The organism is Nocardia sp. NPDC127579, assembly GCF_042672005.1.
Taxonomy (GTDB): Bacteria; Actinomycetota; Actinomycetes; order Mycobacteriales; family Mycobacteriaceae; genus Nocardia.
In genome coordinates this window covers 253292-271734 of record NZ_JBHXVZ010000002.1, presented here as the reverse complement: position 1 = coordinate 271734, position 18443 = coordinate 253292, and the positions used below count along the sequence as shown (strand labels likewise).

Annotated in this window: 20 protein-coding genes; 8 read left to right on the top strand and 12 right to left on the bottom strand. The window is 67.7% G+C overall.

Going from position 1 to position 18443, the window contains the following annotated elements:
• Positions 1-54 precede the first annotated feature (54 nt).
• The 6 genes from ACFVMC_RS08845 to ACFVMC_RS08820 all read left to right on the top strand — a co-directional run bounded on the left by ACFVMC_RS08845 (position 55) and on the right by ACFVMC_RS08820 (position 6994).
• Positions 55-705 carry an ABC transporter permease gene (locus ACFVMC_RS08845; RefSeq protein ID WP_379209469.1) on the top strand — a complete coding sequence of 217 codons (651 nt, stop codon included), beginning with the start codon at positions 55-57 and terminating at the stop codon, positions 703-705.
• A complete protein-coding gene (locus tag ACFVMC_RS08840; protein WP_379208321.1) occupies positions 698-1864 on the top strand; it encodes an ABC transporter ATP-binding protein in 1167 nt (388 codons plus the stop codon). The genes ACFVMC_RS08845 and ACFVMC_RS08840 overlap by 8 nt, the downstream gene beginning before the upstream one ends.
• A complete protein-coding gene (locus tag ACFVMC_RS08835) occupies positions 1861-2610 on the top strand; it encodes an ABC transporter permease (RefSeq protein ID WP_379208320.1) in 750 nt (249 codons plus the stop codon). The genes ACFVMC_RS08840 and ACFVMC_RS08835 overlap by 4 nt, the downstream gene beginning before the upstream one ends.
• On the top strand, positions 2607-3593 hold the full coding sequence (locus tag ACFVMC_RS08830; protein WP_379208318.1) for a glycine betaine ABC transporter substrate-binding protein: 987 nt from the start codon (positions 2607-2609) through the stop codon (positions 3591-3593). The genes ACFVMC_RS08835 and ACFVMC_RS08830 overlap by 4 nt, the downstream gene beginning before the upstream one ends.
• Before the next feature lie 136 nt (positions 3594-3729).
• Positions 3730-5361, top strand: a complete 1632-nt coding sequence (locus ACFVMC_RS08825; protein WP_379208317.1) for a pyridoxal-dependent decarboxylase — start codon at positions 3730-3732, stop codon at positions 5359-5361.
• Positions 5348-6994, top strand: a complete 1647-nt coding sequence (locus ACFVMC_RS08820; RefSeq protein ID WP_379208315.1) for an MBL fold metallo-hydrolase — start codon at positions 5348-5350, stop codon at positions 6992-6994. Before ACFVMC_RS08825 ends, ACFVMC_RS08820 begins: the two co-directional genes overlap by 14 nt.
• Positions 6995-7156: 162 nt before the next feature.
• Here ACFVMC_RS08820 and ACFVMC_RS08815 read toward each other — a convergent pair whose 3' ends face one another.
• Positions 7157-8332, bottom strand: coding sequence for an NADH:flavin oxidoreductase (locus tag ACFVMC_RS08815; RefSeq protein WP_379208313.1), 1176 nt, complete (start codon positions 8330-8332; stop codon positions 7157-7159).
• On the bottom strand, positions 8329-8904 hold the full coding sequence (locus ACFVMC_RS08810; RefSeq protein WP_379208311.1) for a TetR family transcriptional regulator: 576 nt from the start codon (positions 8902-8904) through the stop codon (positions 8329-8331). The genes ACFVMC_RS08815 and ACFVMC_RS08810 overlap by 4 nt, the downstream gene beginning before the upstream one ends.
• Before the next feature lie 99 nt (positions 8905-9003).
• Between ACFVMC_RS08810 and ACFVMC_RS08805 the strand changes: the two genes are divergently transcribed.
• Complete coding sequence (locus ACFVMC_RS08805) at positions 9004-9351, top strand: DUF6766 family protein (protein WP_379208310.1); 348 nt, start codon at positions 9004-9006, stop codon at positions 9349-9351.
• A gap of 209 nt (positions 9352-9560) precedes the next feature.
• Here ACFVMC_RS08805 and ACFVMC_RS08800 read toward each other — a convergent pair whose 3' ends face one another.
• Complete coding sequence (locus tag ACFVMC_RS08800) at positions 9561-10268, bottom strand: HemK2/MTQ2 family protein methyltransferase (RefSeq protein WP_379208308.1); 708 nt, start codon at positions 10266-10268, stop codon at positions 9561-9563.
• Between the two features lie 107 nt (positions 10269-10375).
• Between ACFVMC_RS08800 and ACFVMC_RS08795 the strand changes: the two genes are divergently transcribed.
• On the top strand, positions 10376-10591 hold the full coding sequence (locus tag ACFVMC_RS08795) for a CDGSH iron-sulfur domain-containing protein (protein ID WP_379208307.1): 216 nt from the start codon (positions 10376-10378) through the stop codon (positions 10589-10591).
• Here ACFVMC_RS08795 and ACFVMC_RS08790 read toward each other — a convergent pair.
• The 9 genes from ACFVMC_RS08790 to ACFVMC_RS08750 all read right to left on the bottom strand — a co-directional run bounded on the left by ACFVMC_RS08790 (position 10582) and on the right by ACFVMC_RS08750 (position 18282).
• The gene (locus ACFVMC_RS08790; RefSeq protein ID WP_379208305.1) at positions 10582-11565 is read right to left on the bottom strand and encodes an iron-containing redox enzyme family protein; all 984 of its coding nucleotides are present in this window, start codon (positions 11563-11565) and stop codon (positions 10582-10584) included. The two genes, ACFVMC_RS08795 and ACFVMC_RS08790, sit on opposite strands and share 10 nt — an antisense overlap.
• 37 nt (positions 11566-11602) lie before the next feature.
• Complete coding sequence (locus tag ACFVMC_RS08785; protein ID WP_379208303.1) at positions 11603-12214, bottom strand: flavodoxin family protein; 612 nt, start codon at positions 12212-12214, stop codon at positions 11603-11605.
• Positions 12215-12224: 10 nt separating this feature from the next.
• Positions 12225-14015, bottom strand: coding sequence for a thiamine pyrophosphate-requiring protein (locus ACFVMC_RS08780; RefSeq protein ID WP_379208302.1), 1791 nt, complete (start codon positions 14013-14015; stop codon positions 12225-12227).
• 13 nt (positions 14016-14028) lie between these two features.
• A complete protein-coding gene (locus ACFVMC_RS08775) occupies positions 14029-14868 on the bottom strand; it encodes a glucose 1-dehydrogenase (protein WP_379208300.1) in 840 nt (279 codons plus the stop codon).
• A 316-nt stretch (positions 14869-15184) separates the two neighbouring features.
• Complete coding sequence (locus ACFVMC_RS08770; RefSeq protein ID WP_379208298.1) at positions 15185-16216, bottom strand: hypothetical protein; 1032 nt, start codon at positions 16214-16216, stop codon at positions 15185-15187.
• Positions 16217-16261: 45 nt separating this feature from the next.
• Entirely contained in the window at positions 16262-16765 is a 504-nt protein-coding gene (locus ACFVMC_RS08765; RefSeq protein WP_379208297.1) for a hypothetical protein, read from the bottom strand.
• A gap of 181 nt (positions 16766-16946) precedes the next feature.
• Positions 16947-17372, bottom strand: coding sequence for a hypothetical protein (locus ACFVMC_RS08760; protein ID WP_379208295.1), 426 nt, complete (start codon positions 17370-17372; stop codon positions 16947-16949).
• Positions 17369-17836: a hypothetical protein gene (locus tag ACFVMC_RS08755; protein ID WP_379208294.1), complete on the bottom strand. Its 468-nt coding sequence runs from the start codon at positions 17834-17836 to the stop codon at positions 17369-17371. Before ACFVMC_RS08755 ends, ACFVMC_RS08760 begins: the two co-directional genes overlap by 4 nt.
• A complete protein-coding gene (locus ACFVMC_RS08750) occupies positions 17833-18282 on the bottom strand; it encodes a hypothetical protein (protein ID WP_379208292.1) in 450 nt (149 codons plus the stop codon). Before ACFVMC_RS08750 ends, ACFVMC_RS08755 begins: the two co-directional genes overlap by 4 nt.
• Positions 18283-18443 lie beyond the last annotated feature (161 nt).

Sequence of the window (18443 nt, the reverse complement as noted above, 5' to 3'; positions counted from 1 at the left end):
ACCCCATCGGCGATAGGCTCGCCGACGAAGCGGACCCGAGGGGAGGGCAAGGCTCTGGACGCGCTGTGGACCTATGTCACCGATCATCGCCAGCAGTTACTGACCGATTCCTATCTGCATGTGTCGGCGGTGGTGCAGGCGGTGCTGATCGCCGCGGCGGTGTCGATCGTGCTCGGGGTCGCGGTCTACCGCAGCCCCCTCGGCTCGGCGGCGGCCACCGCCGCCGCGAGCATCATCCTGACCATTCCCTCGTTCGCGCTGCTGGGCATACTGATTCCGATACTCGGACTGGGCGTCGCGCCTACCATCACCGCGCTGGTGCTCTACGCGCTGCTACCGATTCTGCGCAATACGATCGTCGGATTGTCCTCGGTCGATCCCGCGGTCACCGATGCCGCGCGCGGTGTCGGCATGAACCGGCTCCGCGTCCTCGCCGTCATCGAACTGCCGCTGGCCTGGCCGGCCATTCTGGCCGGTATGCGGATCAGCACCCAGCTGATCATGGGCATCCTCGCCATCGCGGCCTATGCGAAGGGCCCGGGCCTTGGCAATCTCATCTTCTCCGGGCTGTCGCGGCTCGGCACACCGACCGCGGTGCCGCAGGCGCTGACCGGCACCGTGCTGATCGTCGCGCTGGCCCTGCTGCTCGACGCCCTGCTCGTCCTCGCCGGACGACTGACCACCTCCGGGGGAATTCGTGAGTGACACCGTGCAACCGGCAGTGTCCGGCGTCGAGATCGTGCTCGATTCGGTCACCAAAAACTATCCCGGGCAACGAGATCCGGCGGTCGAGAACGTCTCGATGACGATTCCCGCCGGGGAGACGGTAGTCCTCGTGGGCCCCTCGGGCTGCGGCAAGACGACGACCATGCGCATGATCAACCGGCTGATCGAACCCAGCTCGGGCACGATCACCATCGGCGGGGAGAACGCGGCGACGGTGAATCCGGATCGGCTGCGGCGCGGCATCGGGTATTCGATTCAACAGGCCGGGCTGTTCCCGCACCTCACGGTCGCCAAGAACGTGGCCACCGTGCCGGGGCTGATCGGCTGGGACCGCACCCGGATCGGCGAGCGCGTCGACGAGATGCTGGATCTGGTCGGGCTGGATCCGGGTGCCTTCCGCGACCGCTATCCGCGGCAACTGTCCGGTGGTCAGCAGCAGCGCGTCGGCGTGGCGCGGGCGCTGGCCGCCGACCCGCCGGTGCTGCTGATGGACGAGCCGTTCGGTGCGGTCGACCCGATCACGCGCGGACTGCTGCAGGACGAATTGCTGCGGCTCCAAGCGGAATTGCGCAAGACGATCGTGTTCGTCACCCACGACTTCAACGAGGCGGTCAAGCTCGGTGACCGAATCGCGGTGCTGGGCGATCGGTCTCGCATCCTGCAGTACGACACCCCGGCCGCGATCCTGGCCGAGCCCGCCGATGCGACGGTCGCCGGGTTCGTCGGCGCCGACGCGGCGCTCAAGCAGCTCACACTCACCCGGGTCGAGGATGTCGAGCTCGGCGACTGTCCCACGGCGCTGGACACCGATCCGCCCGAGACGCTGCGCGCCGCGATCGCCGCGAGCGACCAGGACTTCGGCCTCGTGCTCGACGCGCAGCGCCGGCCGATCCGCTGGGTCACACAGCCTCAGCTCGCGCTGGCGAAATCCTTGCGGGACGTGGGAACAGCAGTGGGCGAAGGTATTTCGCCGCGATCCACGCTCCAGGAGGCCTTGGAGGCCCTGCTCGCCGACAGCACCGCCAACGCGGTCGTCACCGGTCGGCGCGGCGTATACGCGGGACTGATCACCATCGACACCCTGGTCGCGCACCTGTCGGCCATCCGCTCCGCGCACGCGGGGAACGGCTCGGCATGACCGCGCAGACCGAACGCCGCGCCGAACGCATCCGGCTCTTCGCGCAGCCCGCCCTCGCCGTGCTCGCCATCGTGGCCGTGCTGGTGTGGGCGTTCGCCCGCGATCTCACCGACACCCAGCGGGCCAGTCTGACGGCGGACAATATCGCCACGGTCACCTGGGAGCATCTGCGGATCACCGTGACGGTGGTCGCCATCGTCATCATGCTCGCGGTACCGCTGGGGACCGCGCTCACCCGGCCCGGACTGCGCAGGCTGGCACCGCTGTTCGTCGGGATCGCCAATATCGGGGCGGCCGCGCCCGCCATCGGCCTGATCGTGCTGTTCTATCTGATCACCCGGACCACCGGCTTCTGGATCGGCGTCGCGCCGATCGTGCTGCTGTCGCTACTTCCCGTGCTGCGCAACACCATTCTCGGATTCCAGCAGGTCGATCCCACCCTGGTCGACGCGGGCCGAGGCCAGGGCATGTCGGCGGTGACCGTGCTGCGCCGGGTCGAATTCCCGCTCGCCGTGCCCTACATTCTCGCGGGACTGCGGACCTCGCTGGTGCTCGCGGTGGGCAGCGCGACCCTGTCGTTTCTGGTGAGCGCGGGCGGGCTCGGCATTCTGATCGACACCGGCTACAAGCTGCGCGACAACGTCACGCTGTGGGTCGGCGCGGTGCTGGCCGTCGCGCTGGCGCTGCTGGTCGACTGGCTGGGCGCTTTGGCCGAACGCTATCTCGGACCGAAGGGGCTGCGATGAGAGGCCGAATCCGCCGGGGCGCTGTGGCATCGGCGCTGGCGCTGATCACCCTGGTCGCCACGGCCTGCGGGCTGGAGGCGGGTCGCTCGGTTCCGCTGGCGGTGCGTCCGGGCAGTATCCAGCCGATCCCCGAACTCGAGGGTGTGCGAATCACCGTGGGGTCCAAGGATTTCACCGAGCAGGAGATCCTCGGCCTGATCATCGCGTTCGCGCTGGACGCGGCCGGGGCCGAAGTGCGGGATCTGACCGATATCGTCGGATCCAACAGCCTGCGTGACGCGCAGGTGCGCGGCCAGGTCGACATCGCCTACGACTACACCGGCACCGGCTGGATCAACTACCTGGGCAACGAATCACCCATCCCGGGATCGCAGGCCCAGTTCGAGGCGGTCCGGGACGCGGATCGCACTGCGCACGGAATGCGCTGGGCGGCAATGGCTCCCATGAACAACACCTACGCCATCGCGACCAGCGCCCGCACGGCCGAGGAAACCGGGGTCAAAACTCTCTCCCAGTACGCGAACCTGGTCAACACCGACCCCGCCGCCGCGGCCACCTGCGTGGGTACCGAATTCAGTGTGCGCCAGGACGGATTCCCCGGTGTGATCCGCAAATACGGCATCGACGCCGCCAAGGTCCAGAAGCAGGTGGTCGACGACGCCATCGTCTACCAGTCCACCGCCGACGCCCGCCAGTGCCGCTTCGGTTCGGTCGCCGCCACCGACGGCCGCATCCCCGCCCTCGACCTGCGCCTGCTCGAGGACGACCTCAGCTTCTTCCCGCAGTACAACGCCGCCCTGGTCATGCGCGAGGACTTCGCCGCCGCCCACCCCCGGGTACTCGACGTGCTCACCCCGATCTCGCGCCTGCTGACCAACGAGTCGATCACCGAACTCAACCGCAAGGCCGACGTCGACGGCGTCGAACCCGCCATCGTCGCCCGCGACTGGATGGCCGCCCAGGGCCTCATCACCATCCCCTGACACCGCCCGGTTGCGAGCGCCGAGCCGATCCCTGCTCGCGGCTCCGGCGGGGATGCTTGCTTCGTCGCGCCTACCACGCTAAGAGTTAGCCGGTCATCGGCTGGTGTGGCAGGACGGATCGCATGGAGGACGATCGGTGAGCTTCGCGGGTGCGGATCGGTCGGCGGTTTTCGCTCGCTGGTGGGGGCGAGACCGGTTGGCGGCGTTGCTGAATACCGGATTGGCGGAGCTGGCACCGGTCCTCGACGGGCACGGGCCGGGCCGGGTACCCGGGCCGCTCGGCGCGGTCGCCCGGTCCGATTTGCTGCGCCGGTTCGCGCGCCTGCCGCAGGAGCCGGACCCGGACCCGGACCGGCTGTTACGCGAGCTGACGAGCGGGTTGTTCGCCGGTGCGGTGAACTGGCGCAGCCCGCACGCGCAGCACAATGTCGGATCGGCGGTGAGCGTCGTGCCGGCCGCGGTCTCGGCGTTGTCGGCGGCGGTGAACATCAATCTGATCAATGACGATCAGGGCGGGAACGCGGTGATCACCGAGCCCGCGGTGGGACGAATTCTCGCCGAACTCGCCCGGGTCGACGCCGAGCGGCTGCGCGTGGTGTTCACCTTCGGCGGCACCGGGACCGTGCTGTACGGGATGAAGGCGGGCCTGCGCAAAGCCGCCCCCGAATCGGCCCGGACCGGAACCCCGGCCGACGCGGTGGTCGTGGTCGTGGCCAATGCGCACTTCAGCGTCGCGCGGGCGGCGGACTGGCTGGGCATCGGCGCGGATCGGGTCCGCGTGGTGCCGGACGGTCCCGGCTGCGTCGCGGCGACCGAAACGGCGCTGCGCGCGGTACTGGACGACGGTGGCCGGATCGCGGCGATCGTGGTCAACGGCGGCACCACGCTGGACCATGCCGTCGACGATATCGAGGGCTGCGCCGCGCTGCGTGATCGCCTGGTCACCGAGTACGCGCTGGGGTACCGGCCACATCTGCACGTCGACGCGGTCATCGGCTGGGTGTGGCTGTTCGTCGGCACACCCGGCGGCGCGGCCCGCGCCGCCGCCGCGGATCCGGCGATCACCGCGCGACTGACCGAGCAGTACCGCCGGATCGCCGCTGTGCGGCATGCAGATTCGTGGGGCGTGGATTTCCACAAGGGCCCGGGCTGCGTATCCCTGGACTCCAGCTGTGTGGTCTTCAACGACGCCGCGGATCTCGAACGGCTCGGCGGTGATCTGGAAGTGTCAGTGGTCGGACCGGAGCGGGACCGGGTAACCAATCTCGGTTATACCCTCGAGACCGCGCGGGAGGCGGGCAAGGCGATTGCCGCGCTGGCAGCGCTGCACACCCTCGGCTCCGCCGGATTCGTCGACGTGCTCACGGTGCTGGTCGCGGCCGCGGCGCGACTGCGGCAGTCGTTCGGCGCGAGCTCCGACTGGCTGGTTCTCAACCCCGACGCACTCGGCTATCAGACCTCGCTGCGCCCGTTACCTCCTGGAACCCCACGCGAGCTCAATCCGTTGCAAGACACCGACTCTGAGCGCGTTCGGCGTGGAAACGACTACGTGACAGCATTTTTCGACTGGGACAACCAGACGCGAATGCAAGCCGGATTGCCGGGCGTCGTCTATTCCTATTGCGCGAACTATCGGACCGGAGCCTGCGGCGCGCCCGTCTCGGCGCTGAAGTTCTACCCGGTCAGCCCCTTGATCAGCGCCGCGGAAGTGACCGGGGCGGCCGAACTACTGGTGAAACGGAAGGCGGAATTCGATGCGCTGCGATGACATGCTCGCCACGGACCTGGCGGCCATGGACCGCGCGCTCCAGGAATTCCGCAATGCCTGCTACGACCAGGTCAGCCGGGGTGCGTTCGAGGCCGGATTACTCGGCGCCCCCGAACCGTTCACCGCCGAGGAATTCCTCGCGACCCACGCCCTGCACGAGCGTGCCGAGGCGGCCGAACTGTTCCTGGCCGCCATGCTGCACTGGAACGCACTGCGCCTCGACGACCGGGGCCGGTACGTATCCGCCGACCGCACACCGGCATTCGAACCCGACCGGGCCCTGTTGCGCGCCGCCATCGGCTGCGATGAGCTCGTCCGCTATCCGGATTTCGACAACTTCGCCGGACTGGCCCGGGAACTGTTGCACGGCGACGGCGCGACCGGCGCCGGATTCAGCGAAGCCAACCTGCCGCTGTGGGAACTGGCGCTGCAAGCGCCCTACTACCGATACTCGCGCCTGCGTGCCGCACGGCGGCTCGCACGCAGCGGACCGCACCTGCTCGACCTGGCCTGCGGGCTCGGCCACGGTCTGCTCGAACTCGCCGACGCGCTCGCCGCCGATCCGCAGACCCGGCTGGTCGGGGTGGACGTCAGCCCGGATTTCGCCCGGCTCGCCGCGAACCGGACCGCTGATCAACCGCATATCAGCATCCTGTGCGCCGATCTGGATCGACCGCTGCTCGGTTTGCCCGCCGCCGGATTCGACGGTGCGATGATCGTCGGCGGCTACCACTTCCTCACCGAGCCCGATCAGTTGTGGCGGACAGCGGCACGGCTGATCAAACCGGGCGGCACGCTCGTGCTCGCCCACGTGCTGTCCGAAACCGGCAGCCCCGACCAGGATCTGATGCACCTGCGCTTCGCCCTGCGGCGGCCGCCCGGACATCCCGCCACCCGCGCCGGCATCCTCGCGGCGGCTCAACGCCATCATTTCCGACTACAGGACGAGTTCAGCCTCGGCTGCTATCGGACGCTGGAATTCATCCACATTCGCGACCGGCCGAACGACCCTCGGGCGAAACGATTTTCGCACCCGCGGGCCGAGGTGGAGATCGTTCCGGTCGGGCCGCTGCGCACCAATGCCTGCCTGCTGCGTTGCCGCGGCACCGGAGCCCAGCTGCTGATCGACGCCGCCGCCGAGCCCGACCGGCTCCGCGCGGCGCTCGGCGGCCGTCTCGACATCCTGGTCACCACGCACAGCGATTGGGACCATATCGGGGCGGCGTCCGAACTCGTCACCGCGACCGGCTGCCACCACCTGGCCCACCCCGGCGACCTGCCCGATCTCGAGGTCGGCACCCGACCGGTCGAGCACGGAGACATCGTCTCCTTCGGCGCCTGCCGACTCGAGGTGATCCACGTCGGCGGGCACACCCCCGGCTCCATCGTGCTGGCGCTCGAGGCCGCCGCGGATCGTCCCGCGATCCTGTTCACCGGCGACGCGCTGTTTCCCGGCGGCGTCGGCACCACCTGGGGCGATACTGCCAACTTCCACACCTTGCTCGACGCCGTCGAGCAGCGCCTGTTCGCCCGCTTCCCCGACCCGACCGTCATCGTCCCCGGCCACGGACCGACCACAACCCTCGGCCGGCAACGCCCGCACCTGACCGAATGGCGGCGACGCGGGTGGTAAGCGCCGAGGACTGGACCGGGCCGAGCCGCCCGCCTACCGCGAGGCGTCGTCGAGGTCCAACCGAATCCTGTATCAGCGCATAGGATTTCGGGACCATGGTGACCCGCTCGGCCTGCCGGGCGGTCCGAGGATCTTCCCGATGTGGCGGACGCCGTGATCGTTTCAGGTGGTGGGCGTCGCGAGGCGGTAGACGCAGCGGGTGCCGGTGTAGATGGTGGGCATGCATTCGTTGCAGTGGACGCAGGCCGAGCGGGTGGCGGAGTCGGATTCGATGCGGCGCAGCAGGTTCGGTTCGCGCAGGAGGGCGCGGCCCATGGCTACGAAGTCGAAACCTTCGGCCAGGGCTCGGTTCATGGTGTCCAGGTTGGTGATTCCGCCGAGCAGGATCAGGGGCATGGTCAGCTCGCGGCGGAACTGCTGGGCGCGTTCCAGCAGATAAGCCTCCTGATAGGGATATTCCTTCAGGAACAGGCGGCCCATCAGGCGGAAGCCCAGGCGTGCGGGGGTGGGCAGGACTTTGGCGAACTCGCGGCGCGGTGCGGCGCCGTGGAACAGCAGCATCGGGTTCAGCAGGGAGCTGCCCGCGGTCAGTTCCAGCGCATCCAGCGCGCCGTCGGACTCCAGCCAGGCGGCCACGCGCAATGATTCCGGAACGGTCAGCCCGCCGCGAATGCCGTCCTCCATATTGAGTTTCGCGATTACGGCCAGCCGATCGCCCACGGCCTCGCGCACGGCGAGTGCGATCTCGCGGGCCAGTCGAGCGCGGTTCTCCGGCGAGCCGCCGTAGCGGTCCTTGCGCCGGTTGAGCAGCGGGCTCAGAAAAGAACTCGTCAGATAGTTGTGGCCGAAATGGATTTCGACCGCGTCGAATCCCGACTGCTCGGCCAATCGGGCTGCATTCGCGTGCGCGGCAATCACTTCCGCGATCTCGTCGATCCTCGGCACCCGCATGGGTCGCATGCCGAGCGGACTGAACATCCGGCTCGGGGCCAGCGCCGGCAGGCGATTGGAGGCCGCGTTGGCCACCGGACCCGCGTGTCCGAGCTGTGCGCTGGCCGCCGCGCCCTCCGCGTGCACGGCATCGGTGAGCTCACGCAGCCCGGGAACGGCTTCGGGCCGCATCCAGATCTGATGCCGGTCGGTGCGGCCGCCCGGCGCGACCGCGCAGTAGGCCACCGTGGTCATGCCGACGCCGCCCGCCGCCACCTCGCGGTGGAAGGCGATCAGGTCGTCGGTGACCAGGGCATCGGGGGTGCGGCCCTCGAAGGTCGCCGCCTTGATCACCCGATTGCGCAAGGTGATCGGGCCCAGTCGCGCGGGTGCGAAGATCTCGGTCATCGTGCGCCTCCCGACGGTGCGGTCAGTCCGGCGATCACGAAGTCCCGCAGCGCCGCCACCGCGGCCGGGGACGGTTCGGCATCCGCGCCACCGAATCGGATGATGATCAGGTCGAAGGCCAGCATCCAGCGACGGCGGCTTTCGTCGTCGCCGATCCCGGGCAGCAGCCCGGACCAGGACCCGAGCCGGAACCACGGCTGCTGCCAGCCGGTCATGTGCCGGCCCAGCACGAAATGCGCCAGCAGTCGCAGATGCAGACGCCCGAGCGGGTCGGCGGCCAGGTCCGCGAACGGCGCGAGCACGGCGTCGACGATCTCGGGTACCGAACCGCCGGCGGCGGTCACCGTCGAGAGCCGCTCGGCCCACAGCGGGCCGAGCCGGGCTTCGAGCAGCGCGGATACCAGCGCGTCCTTCGAGCCGAAGTGATAGTGCACCGCAGCGGGATTCGCACCGGCGGCCGCGCAGATCGCGCGCACCGATACGTCCTCGTATCGCTCGGTCAGCAACAGGCGCTCCGCCGCGGCCAGCAGCCGCTGCCGGGTCTCCGCGGGCGCGGTCGTTCGCTCAGCCATGCCGCTCAGTGAACCATGCGTCAATCATTGTTTCAATCATTGATTGAAAGCTGCCGCCGCGTGCTGATTTGCCAGAGAGACGCTGGGTATTCGCTGGCTATGACTCACTTCAGGCGATGGGGCGCGGTGTACCTGCTGATTCTCTTGTTCGCAGGGTCGTGGGCGGCGCAGTTCGTGACCCAGCTCGTCGAGTATCGGAACGCACAGCGCGATCACGGGCTGCCGTTCGAATGGTCGGGGTACTGGCCGGACTTCCTGGCCAGCACGTTCGAGAACTGGCAGAGCGAATGGTTACAGCTGGTGTTCCAGGCGATCCTGCTGCTGGGGGCCAAGCATTGGATCTTCCGTGTGGAGGCGGAGAACGTCGAACGGATCGAAGCGAAGGTCGACGATCTGCGGGATTACCTGGTCCCGCCGGAGCAACGGCACCAGGTCCCGAACGAGTAGGTGCGGTCGCTCACTCGGCGAAGCCGGTGCGCCAGTAGGGCTTCGGCCTGTTCGGCGCCCGCCGCTACTGCCCGTCGTTTCCGGGAGATTCGGGGCTGTCGGGACGCTGCCCGGTCACACGGCGGTAGAGGATCACCGCGCCGACGAGGATCACGATCCCGATGATCACGATCAGTTCCATAGTGGGCGCATACCCAGCAATCCCGTATTCAATCGGTGGCGCGATTCGCACGGATCACGATCAGGTCCTCGTGGCGTTCACCGGGGCGGATCCGGCCGGTGTGCTCCAGCCAGCCTGCGTGCCGCCGCAAAACCGGCCCGAACGGCACGCGCGCGCACGCCACCACCCGCGCCTCGAATCCGTGCTGGGCCAGCAGATCCAGCGTGGCCGCCGAACCGGCGAGCGCGGACTGTACGAGGAGCCCGACACCGCCCGGGGCCAGCAGTCGCGGCAGTGCCGCACACAGTTCGTCCAGTACGACACGGCCGTCCGGGCCGCCGTTCCACGTCCGGCAGGCCCGCGACGACCGCTCGGTCGCCGGGCAGGGCACATAGGGCGGATTCGCCAGCACCAGGTCGAAGCGGCGGCCACGCAGGGCGGACGCGAAATCACCGTGCACGAACTCGATCGGGATCCGGCGCAGCCGGCTGTTCAGCCAGGCCGAGGCCAGCGCGGCGCGCGAGACGTCGACGGCGGTCACCGCGGCCGCGCCGATCCGGGCCGCCGCGATGGCGACCGCGCCGGTGCCGGTGCCGATGTCGAGCACCTCGGGCCGCGGCGCGAGGTCCGTTCGGGCAAGTGCGTGCGCCAAGAGCCAGGTGTCGTGCTGGGGGCGGTACACGCCGGGACACCGCAGCAGATAGTGGGCAGCCGGGCCACGCTCCCGGGTGACGGCGGGCGGGTGAGAGATGATCATGTCTGCTCCTCGCAGCCGGTCATCGGTCGGTGCTGCCGACATTCCCGCTGTCTCATGATCGAAACCGGCAACGTTTGGGCACACTCGATCGCGGTATCCCGCAATCGATGACCCACGAATCCCCGCCTCGTCGCGATCGACGCCGGATCACCCTGGTGCCCGGCGGTCCCGCGCTGGTCGAAGGGCCGGTCGAGATCGTCGGCGAAGACGGAACCGTCGTCACCTCGGATCGTTTCCTGGTGGCGCTGTGCCGTTGTCGCCGCAGCCGGAACTTTCCGTTCTGCGACACCAGCCATCGACGTCGTGCCCGTCCTCAGGAGTGAGCGCGCAGCGCGGAGTGTCCCGCACGCCAGCAGCCGAGTACATGCTCGGCGAAACGCTCCTCGAGCAGGTTCGTCGCCTGGATGCCGAACACCACCGACTCGGTCAGATCGGGTTGGCGCGCAAGCAGATCGCCGATGACATCGCGCCGCATCACCTGTTCGTGGACGGCGTCGGCCTCGATGTGCTCGGTATAGAACAGCACGCACGCCGGGTCGGCGTCGAAGCGGCGCAATGCCTCGACCATATGCCGCGCACCAGGTGGAGACGTGATCTCGACGGTGGCGAAGTGGCCGACCAACGCCCCGCGCAGCGCACGATGCAACCCGAACAGTGACATCATGTTCACCACGGCCAGCATCGGCGCGGGCGCGCGATCGAGATAGTGCAGATACGCCGGGTCCATCCCGGCCCCGGCCAGCAGGTCCGCGAACAGTCGCGCGTGCACCCGCTCGCCACGCCCACCGCCGAACTCGTCGAATTCCACGGCGACCAGCGATGCCTTGGCCTGGCCGCGCAGGCGGGGAATCACCCAGGCGTACGGGTCGGCCTCCTTGTGGTGGTAGATCGAGCGCAACGCGAAATACTCACGCAGCTGCGACCATTCACCGTCCCGGGCCAGGTAGGCCGCGACGCCGGCCGGCTCGGGCGGCTCGACCAGCAACTGTCCCAGCTCGGTCTCGATATCGATGCCGCCCGCCGCTTCGGCGCGCAACGCGTCGAGAAATATGCGCTCCAGATCGGCCCGGACCCGCAGCAGTTCCGGGTCCCACTCCCAGGCGTCGTCGACCGTGTCGAAGCCCTGATAGTGCAGTTCGTAGCAGGTGTGCAGCGCCAGATGCAGATCCTCGCCATAGGGGTCGGCGGCGGCGGAAGGCGGGACCGTCACGGAAGCACCGGCCAGCAACCGCACGATCGCCTCGGACAGCTCGCCGCGCGGCGCGGGTAGTGCTCGTGGCTCGATGATCGTGGTCATATCCCGCTGATACCCGATACCGCCCGGAATATCTCCGCTACGGATAGGCCGGATACGGTTCGGCCAGCACTCGGCGCGCCATATGCGCCGCGTTGCGCGCCAGCGCCGCGGTGGTGCGCGCGACCGCCTCCGGCACGGCATCCAGATCCTGGTAGTCGACGCTGCCCATGGCCTCGCCGTTCCAATAGGTGCAGCCCTGGGCCGCGATGGTGAAACCGATATCGTTCAAGCCCTGGAACACGTCCGCGACCACCTTGTGCGCGCCGTCCTCATTGCCGACCACCGCGACGACACCGACCTTGCCGACCATACTCGGCCGATTCCGATCGTCGGTCTCGGACAGTTCGGCGTCGAGCCGTTCGAGCACGCGCTGCGTCAGCGAGGACGGATGCCCCAGCCAGATCGGGGTGGCGAGCACGAGGATGTCGGCGGCCAGGATGCGTTCCCGCAGCAGCGGCCACTGATCACCGTCGCCCTCGTCGGTGCTCACCCCGGGCCTGATGTCGTAGTCCGCCACGCGGATCAGGTCACCCTTGACGTCGTGGCCGGCGAGTTCGGCCAGCACCTGGCGGGCGATGGTCTCGCTGCTGGATGCCGCGGGTGACGGCTTCAGCGTGCACACCAGTGCGATCGCGGTCGGAACGGTCATCGCGTCCTCCTCATCGGGTCGGCAGGAATTCCTGGGCTTTGGTCTTGGCGCCCTGCGCGAGCAGATGCCAGGCGCCGGGATCACCGCGCAGCACCGCCGCCGCAGTGTCCTTCATCTGTTCCCAGGAGGTATGCGGCGGGATCGGCGGCACCTCGGGATCGCAGCGGACATCGATCAGGACCGGCCGGTCGGCGCGCAGCGCGCGATCCCATGCGGCCCCGAGCCGGTCCGGGTCGTCGACGGTGATCGCCTCCAGCCCGGCGCTACGCGCGACCTCGGCGTAGGAGATGTCCGGAAGTGTCTGTGACTCCTCGAATTTCGGGGCGCCGCCCATGGCTCGCAGCTCCCAGGTCACCTGGTTCAGGTCATTGTTGTGGAACACACAGACCACCAGGCGCGGATCGGTCCAGCGTGGGTAGTAGCGCGCGACGGTCAGCAGTTCGGCGAGACCGTTCATCTGCATCGCGCCGTCGCCGACCAGCGCGACCGCGGGCCGGTCCGGATGGGCGAACTTGGCGCCGATGGCGTACGGCACCGCGCAGCCCATGGTCGCCAAGGTGCCCGACAGGGAACCGCGCATGCGATCGTGGAAGCGCAGGCAGCGGGCGTACCAGTTGGTCGAGGAGCCGGAATCGGCGGTAACCATGGCATCGCCGGGGATTCGCTGCGACAGTTCCCACACCACCCGCATCGGGTTGACGGGGTCGGCGGCCAGCATCGCCTGTCGTTCGACGGTGTCCCACCAGCGTGCGTTGCCCGCCTCGATCGTCTCCCGCCAGGACCGATCCGTCTTGGGTTCGATGAGCGGAAGCAGTTCGGCCAGTGTCGAATTCGCGTCACCGACCAGCGGGACCTCGATCGGGTACCGCATGCCGATCATGGCGCCGTCGATATCGATCTGCACCGCGCGCGCCTGATCGAACTCGGGCAGGAACTGGGAGTAGGGAAAGTTCGATCCGATGATCAGCAGGGTGTCGCAGTCGCGCATCAGCTCATAGCTGGGGCGGCTGCCGAGCAGGCCGATCGGACCGGTGACGAAGGGCAGATCGTCGGCCAGCACATCCTTGCCGAGCAGCGCTTTCGCGACACCCGCTCCGGTCGCCTCGGCCAACTCGACGACTCGCTCGCGCGCCGAGCGCGCACCCTGCCCGATCAGTATCGCTACCCGCTGTCCGGCGTTGAGCACCTCGGCCGCACGCCGAATTTCGCTGTGCGGCGGTATTACTCGTGGTCCCTCGGTCCGTACGGGCGGACTTGAGGGCACCTCTTTGAAGGCGTGGCCCGGCGGCCGATAGGGCTCCTCCTGGAGATCCGCGGGAATGATGACGGCGGTGGGAGCCCGCCGCGCCCGAGCGGTGCGGAAGGCGCGGTCGAGTGCGTTGGGCAGCTGCTGGGAGACATCGACCTGCACCAGATAGTCCGACGCCACGTCCTTGAACAGCGTCGGCAGATCCACTTCCTGCTGGTAACTGCCTCCGACGGCGCTGCGCGCGGTCTGCCCGACCAGCGCCACCACCGGAACATGGTCGAGTTTCGCGTCGTAGAGGCCGTTGAGCAGATGAATCGCGCCCGGCCCGGAGGTGGCCACGCAGGCGCCGACCTCGCCGCTGAACTTGGCGTAGCCGGTCGCCTGGAACGCGGCCATCTCCTCGTGTCTGGCCTGGATGAACGCGGGTGAGTCCGCGGCGCGCCCGAACGCGGCGATCAATCCGTTGATCCCGTCGCCCGGGTATCCGAAGACCTGTCCTACGCCCCATTCGCGAAGCCGCCGCAGGACATGATCGGCCACCTGTTCGGTCATGGTCGCTCCTCGGTCACAGAATCGGACGGCCGCCGGTGACAGCGAGGCGGGCGCCGGAGATGTAGCTGCCGTCGTCGGAGGCGAGCAGCACGTAGGCCGCCGCGAGCTCGGCCGGTTGTCCCGCGCGGCCGAGCGGGACGTCGTCACCGAAGTGCGTGACCTTCTCCACTGGCATCGTCGACGGAATGAGCGGAGTCCAGATCGGTCCCGGCGCGACGCTGTTCACGCGGATTCCGCGCTCGCCAAGCAGCTGTGCCAGGCTCGCCGAGAGGTTCGCGATCGCCGCCTTGGTGGCCGCGTAGGGCGCGAGGGTCGGCGAGGGCATATCGGAATTGACCGACGAGCTGCCGATGATCGACGAACCCGGGGCCATATGCGGCAGGGCTGCCTTGACCAGGCTGAAGTACGCGCTGACGTTGATCTTGAAGGTGCGGTCGAACTCGTCCTCGCTGATCTCTTCCAGCGTCTCGTGTGTCATCTGGTAGGCCGCGTTGCTGACCAGCACGTCGATCCGGTCGAACTCTCGGACGGCCCGCTCCACCACTGCCCGGCAGTGCCGGGCGTCGGCGAGGTCGCCTGCCATCAGCACGGCGCGGCGACCGGCCTGTTCCACCAGCGCCGCGACCTCCTTGGCATCCTCGTCCTCGTCGAGATAGGAGATCAGTACGTCGGCGCCCTCGCGTGCGAACGCGATCGCCACGGCCCGGCCGATCCCGCTGTCAGCGCCGGTGATCACCGTCGCCTTGCCCGCGAGTTTGCCCGAGCCCTGATAGCTGTGCTCGCCACAGTCCGGTACCGGAGTCATCTGCGATTGGATACCGGGGGTCGGTTGCTGCTGTTCGGGAAATCCCATGAGCCGGGTCCTCCTTCGCATCGGTTTCCCCCTGGCGCGCTCGCTGCCGAGGCCGCTGCCCTTACCGGTGGAGGCGAATCCGTCGTCGTTGCCGGATCGGCCTGCTCGCGAACGCGCGGTGCAGTGCACAGTGACGACATACCCAGGTCCCTCGGCGGCACACCCGCGAATCCACCGGCGGCCTCACCAGGCGTCGATGAGCGGGACAGGTGGCCGCTGCCGCCGCCAGCGCTCGGCGAACCGGGTAATGCTGCGCGGCGCGCTGACGCTGCGCAGGACCGCGTCGTCGGTCATTCTGATCTGACGACTGGTGACCTTACGAAAGCTCGCGGCCGAGCCCGCGCTGCCGGTCGCGCTCGTCGCGGTCCCGGCCCTCGCGGACGGCGCGGGTGTGTGCCTCCTGGTCGCGCTGAGCATCGTGACTGTTGGGGTCGTGCGGGGGCGCTGCGAAATCCACACCCGGCATCGGCGCAGGTCGCTCCTGCGCCTGCGGAGCCCCACGCTGCGCCCACTGCCTGCGCTGCTCGTCGGCCCACTGCCGGGCAAGCTCCTGCGCCGGAACCGCGCTTTGCGCGCACACCTGCTGCTTGGGCTCGGGCTGCTCATGAGCAGGCGAATTCTGGTTGCCGAGAGCGCGATCCAACTGGCCCCGCATTTCATGCACGGCCTGCAAAGCGGCTTCATGCCGGACACGCGCGACCTCGGCAGGAGAGGGTGCCCCTCGGGCGCGCTGCTCACCGTGGGCTTCCCGCTCTGCTCGCTCTCGCTCCTTGGCCCGGTCCCTGCGCTCGCGATTCAGCCGCAACCTGTCCAGAAAGCGAGCCAAAGCCTCCTTCTGTTCCTTCTCCTTGGTGCGTGCGAGTTCATGAGCGCGCTGGAAGGCCGCATTACGCTCGGCACGGCCGACTCTGACGAGCTCGACCATTCCGCGCGATTCCTTGTTCGCCCGTTCGAGTGCATCGGCGACGCTTTTCGGTATCTTTCCTGACATCTCCCACTTCGATTCGATACCGAAGTTCTTCGCCAGCTCAACGTCTTTACGGATCTGGTCGAAGAGTTCCCGGGACGGTTTGATGCGTTTGGCTACCTTGTTTTCGACCGATTTATCTATTCGACCGTGTCTGAATCTCGCATTGTCGAGCTTCCGCATTTCTCCATTGGGAAGTCGTACCGTCACCTCCTTCTTCCATCCGTCTGCTTCGGTGCGACCCATGATCTCGGCGCGTCCATCGCGGAACGCATTGCCGATATCGAACGGTTGCCGTCCGCCTCGGCCGCCGGAATAGCCTTCTGTATTGTCGTCGTAGGATGGCATGGCTTGCCCCCAAAGCAATTCGGTGAGATTCATTGACCCTGCGACGATCGCGTGCGCGAAGCTCGAAGGGCTTGTCTACTAGCGCAGCGGCGGCCGACCGGCCGCAACCCACTTCTCGTGATCCTCGACGGCGAACTCGAATATCGTGGACCATACGGTTCCGGTGCGCCGGGAGCTGGCTACGACAAGCCATTGCAGTGGGTCGCGATAGACGTTCGCGAAGTCTTGCCGTACTACCGGCCCGAGTGTTTCGTTGTTGTCCCAGTTCGGAATGTTCATCCAGGAGCCGCCGAAGTTGCGGCGGAATGTCTCGCCGAGGAACCGGATGAACTGATCGGTGACATCGGGGGCGGGAAGCGGCGCATCCTCGTCCGGCATCAACTCCAGTGCCACCGCTTCCGCCTGGATCAAACCGTCAGCGCTGTAAGGGTTCTCGGGCATATCGGGGATCGTGTCGGTCAGGAACTTCCGAAGCTGCACATCCATGCGCTCAGGTTCGAGCCATTCGAGGAATTCCGGTACGTGCTGGTCGGCTTCCTGCCGCGCCAACTCCGCTTGCGTCATCTTCCGAATCTCACCCATGCCATTGCCTCCCGTTCTGCCGCTTCCGGTTTCGATTCGTTCGCGAAGGCCGTTCACGCTCTTGTGTTTCGGTATCCGCTGCGGCGGATACAGGATCAGAAGGTACACCAACACCCAGACACAGAGCGTGCCCGCGAACGTAGGCGATGGGTTCACAGTCGACCACCGCTCGTCTGCCTGCCTATGTGTCTTTCGTGTGGTTCGAGATGCTCTGGCCTGCTGAGCGGTTGACTTTCCATTGCCTGATGACAGCGTCTACTTTTCGCTGCTCCGACGAACGGTTGCTCACAATCGACGAGTCGTCTTCCGGCTCCGTCGAATTCATGGCACGGACATACTCGGCCTGGAATTCGCCCGGCACCAATTCGGCAACGAGATGGCCGAGGCTCGGAACGTAGATCGCCTGAGCATCGAGGTCGGCGCGGAGCTTCCGCAGTTGTCTCCCGGCTTCGCCGACTGGAGTACGGCCAGGCTCGTGGATAATGAACCCGCAGAAGTCGAACCCTTGCACACGCGCGAGTTCACGTATCGCTTCCTGGTCGGCTTCGAGGTGGACACCAGAGATCGCGGTGTTCAGGAAACCGATCGCGTTGGGCTGCAACGTCATAACCTCGGCACCCCCAGCTCGCACTCAGTGATCGCGGCAAGGACGGTCGCTGTATCGGGGCGAAATCGGTTGCGTGGCGGGTGTATCCATTTCCGGATCTGCGTATCTCGCGCACCGACGTTCAGCGACGGGAGCGCGAGCACGCCTCCGAGGGGAATCAATGCCGAACCGGTACGCCGTAACGCGCGCCGGTAGAAGATGCTCGCCTCCGCATCCGGGGACCTCCGCGTGAGGAATGTGTATCGCTGCGAGCGGTGCCACATCACCGGGCCGAGCTCGCCCCGCGCCTTCAATACCTCGCGGATCTCCTCGCCGAGGTCTCGCGGTGTAGTGACCCCTCGTATCGACTGGTCGACCGTGATGACGAAGCGGCCGGCTGCGTCGATGTCGACCGGTAGATCGCAGATCACTCGAAGGCGGCGGATGTCTTGGTCCTCCTCGCAGAGAACGTCACCGGTGATCATCGGGCACGCTCCTGCTCGGCGCACGTGCGTAGTGCGGCCATGACCGACCAGCTCGACGGCCGGTAGGTGTCCCGCACGGGCACCTCCCACCCACAACTCGAGTCGCCGGGCGTCGGCAGCGTCAAGACCCGCCCCGGGGCCACCAGAACCGAGTCCGTCAGCCGGAGCAGCGCGTTGATTTCGAAGCTGTCATCGGCTTCGTGATGACGACCGGCGAGGACGGCGACGCGACGACCCGGCTGCCAGAACATCGGTGCTCCGATTCCGTACCGGCCCAGAACTTCTCGGGTCTGGTCGGCCCAGCGCTCCGGCATGATGAAGGCTCGGAGCTCGCCGCCGATGATCACGGTGAGTCGTCGCTGCCCGGAGATGACGACTGGCAGTCCGCACGCGCGCAGGCGCCGGTACTCGGCTACGAATTCGGCAGTTGTGACGAGCGTGGACAATCGTGGCCCCCTGGTCGCGAGTCGGTTTGCGAGTGCGCCTGGTGCCCCCGACATAACTCCCTCCGACCTGTCAGGAGAAGGAAAGGTTTCGGTCCAGGCGCATCTTCGATGATTGCCAACCGAGAGGTTCGTTCCCAGAGTCGAACTCGCACACTTTCGAT

Bases quoted from the DNA above. Each gene is read 5' to 3' on its own strand.
- ACFVMC_RS08815 (WP_379208313.1), bottom strand. From the start codon at position 8,332: ATGACCGAGATCTTCGCACCCGCGCGACTGGGCCCGATCACCTTGCGC.
- ACFVMC_RS08785 (WP_379208303.1), bottom strand. From the start codon at position 12,214: ATGACCGTTCCGACCGCGATCGCACTGGTGTGCACGCTGAAGCCGTCA.
- ACFVMC_RS08805 (WP_379208310.1), top strand. From the start codon at position 9,004: ATGACTCACTTCAGGCGATGGGGCGCGGTGTACCTGCTGATTCTCTTG.
- ACFVMC_RS08780 (WP_379208302.1), bottom strand. From the start codon at position 14,015: ATGACCGAACAGGTGGCCGATCATGTCCTGCGGCGGCTTCGCGAATGG.
- ACFVMC_RS08770 (WP_379208298.1), bottom strand. From the start codon at position 16,216: ATGAATCTCACCGAATTGCTTTGGGGGCAAGCCATGCCATCCTACGAC.
- ACFVMC_RS08795 (WP_379208307.1), top strand. From the start codon at position 10,376: ATGACCCACGAATCCCCGCCTCGTCGCGATCGACGCCGGATCACCCTG.
- ACFVMC_RS08760 (WP_379208295.1), bottom strand. From the start codon at position 17,372: ATGACGTTGCAGCCCAACGCGATCGGTTTCCTGAACACCGCGATCTCT.
- ACFVMC_RS08755 (WP_379208294.1), bottom strand. From the start codon at position 17,836: ATGATCACCGGTGACGTTCTCTGCGAGGAGGACCAAGACATCCGCCGC.
- ACFVMC_RS08835 (WP_379208320.1), top strand. From the start codon at position 1,861: ATGACCGCGCAGACCGAACGCCGCGCCGAACGCATCCGGCTCTTCGCG.
- ACFVMC_RS08810 (WP_379208311.1), bottom strand. From the start codon at position 8,904: ATGGCTGAGCGAACGACCGCGCCCGCGGAGACCCGGCAGCGGCTGCTG.
- ACFVMC_RS08820 (WP_379208315.1), top strand. From the start codon at position 5,348: ATGCGCTGCGATGACATGCTCGCCACGGACCTGGCGGCCATGGACCGC.
- ACFVMC_RS08830 (WP_379208318.1), top strand. From the start codon at position 2,607: ATGAGAGGCCGAATCCGCCGGGGCGCTGTGGCATCGGCGCTGGCGCTG.
- ACFVMC_RS08765 (WP_379208297.1), bottom strand. From the start codon at position 16,765: ATGGGTGAGATTCGGAAGATGACGCAAGCGGAGTTGGCGCGGCAGGAA.
- ACFVMC_RS08775 (WP_379208300.1), bottom strand. From the start codon at position 14,868: ATGGGATTTCCCGAACAGCAGCAACCGACCCCCGGTATCCAATCGCAG.
- ACFVMC_RS08800 (WP_379208308.1), bottom strand. From the start codon at position 10,268: ATGATCATCTCTCACCCGCCCGCCGTCACCCGGGAGCGTGGCCCGGCT.
- ACFVMC_RS08790 (WP_379208305.1), bottom strand. From the start codon at position 11,565: ATGACCACGATCATCGAGCCACGAGCACTACCCGCGCCGCGCGGCGAG.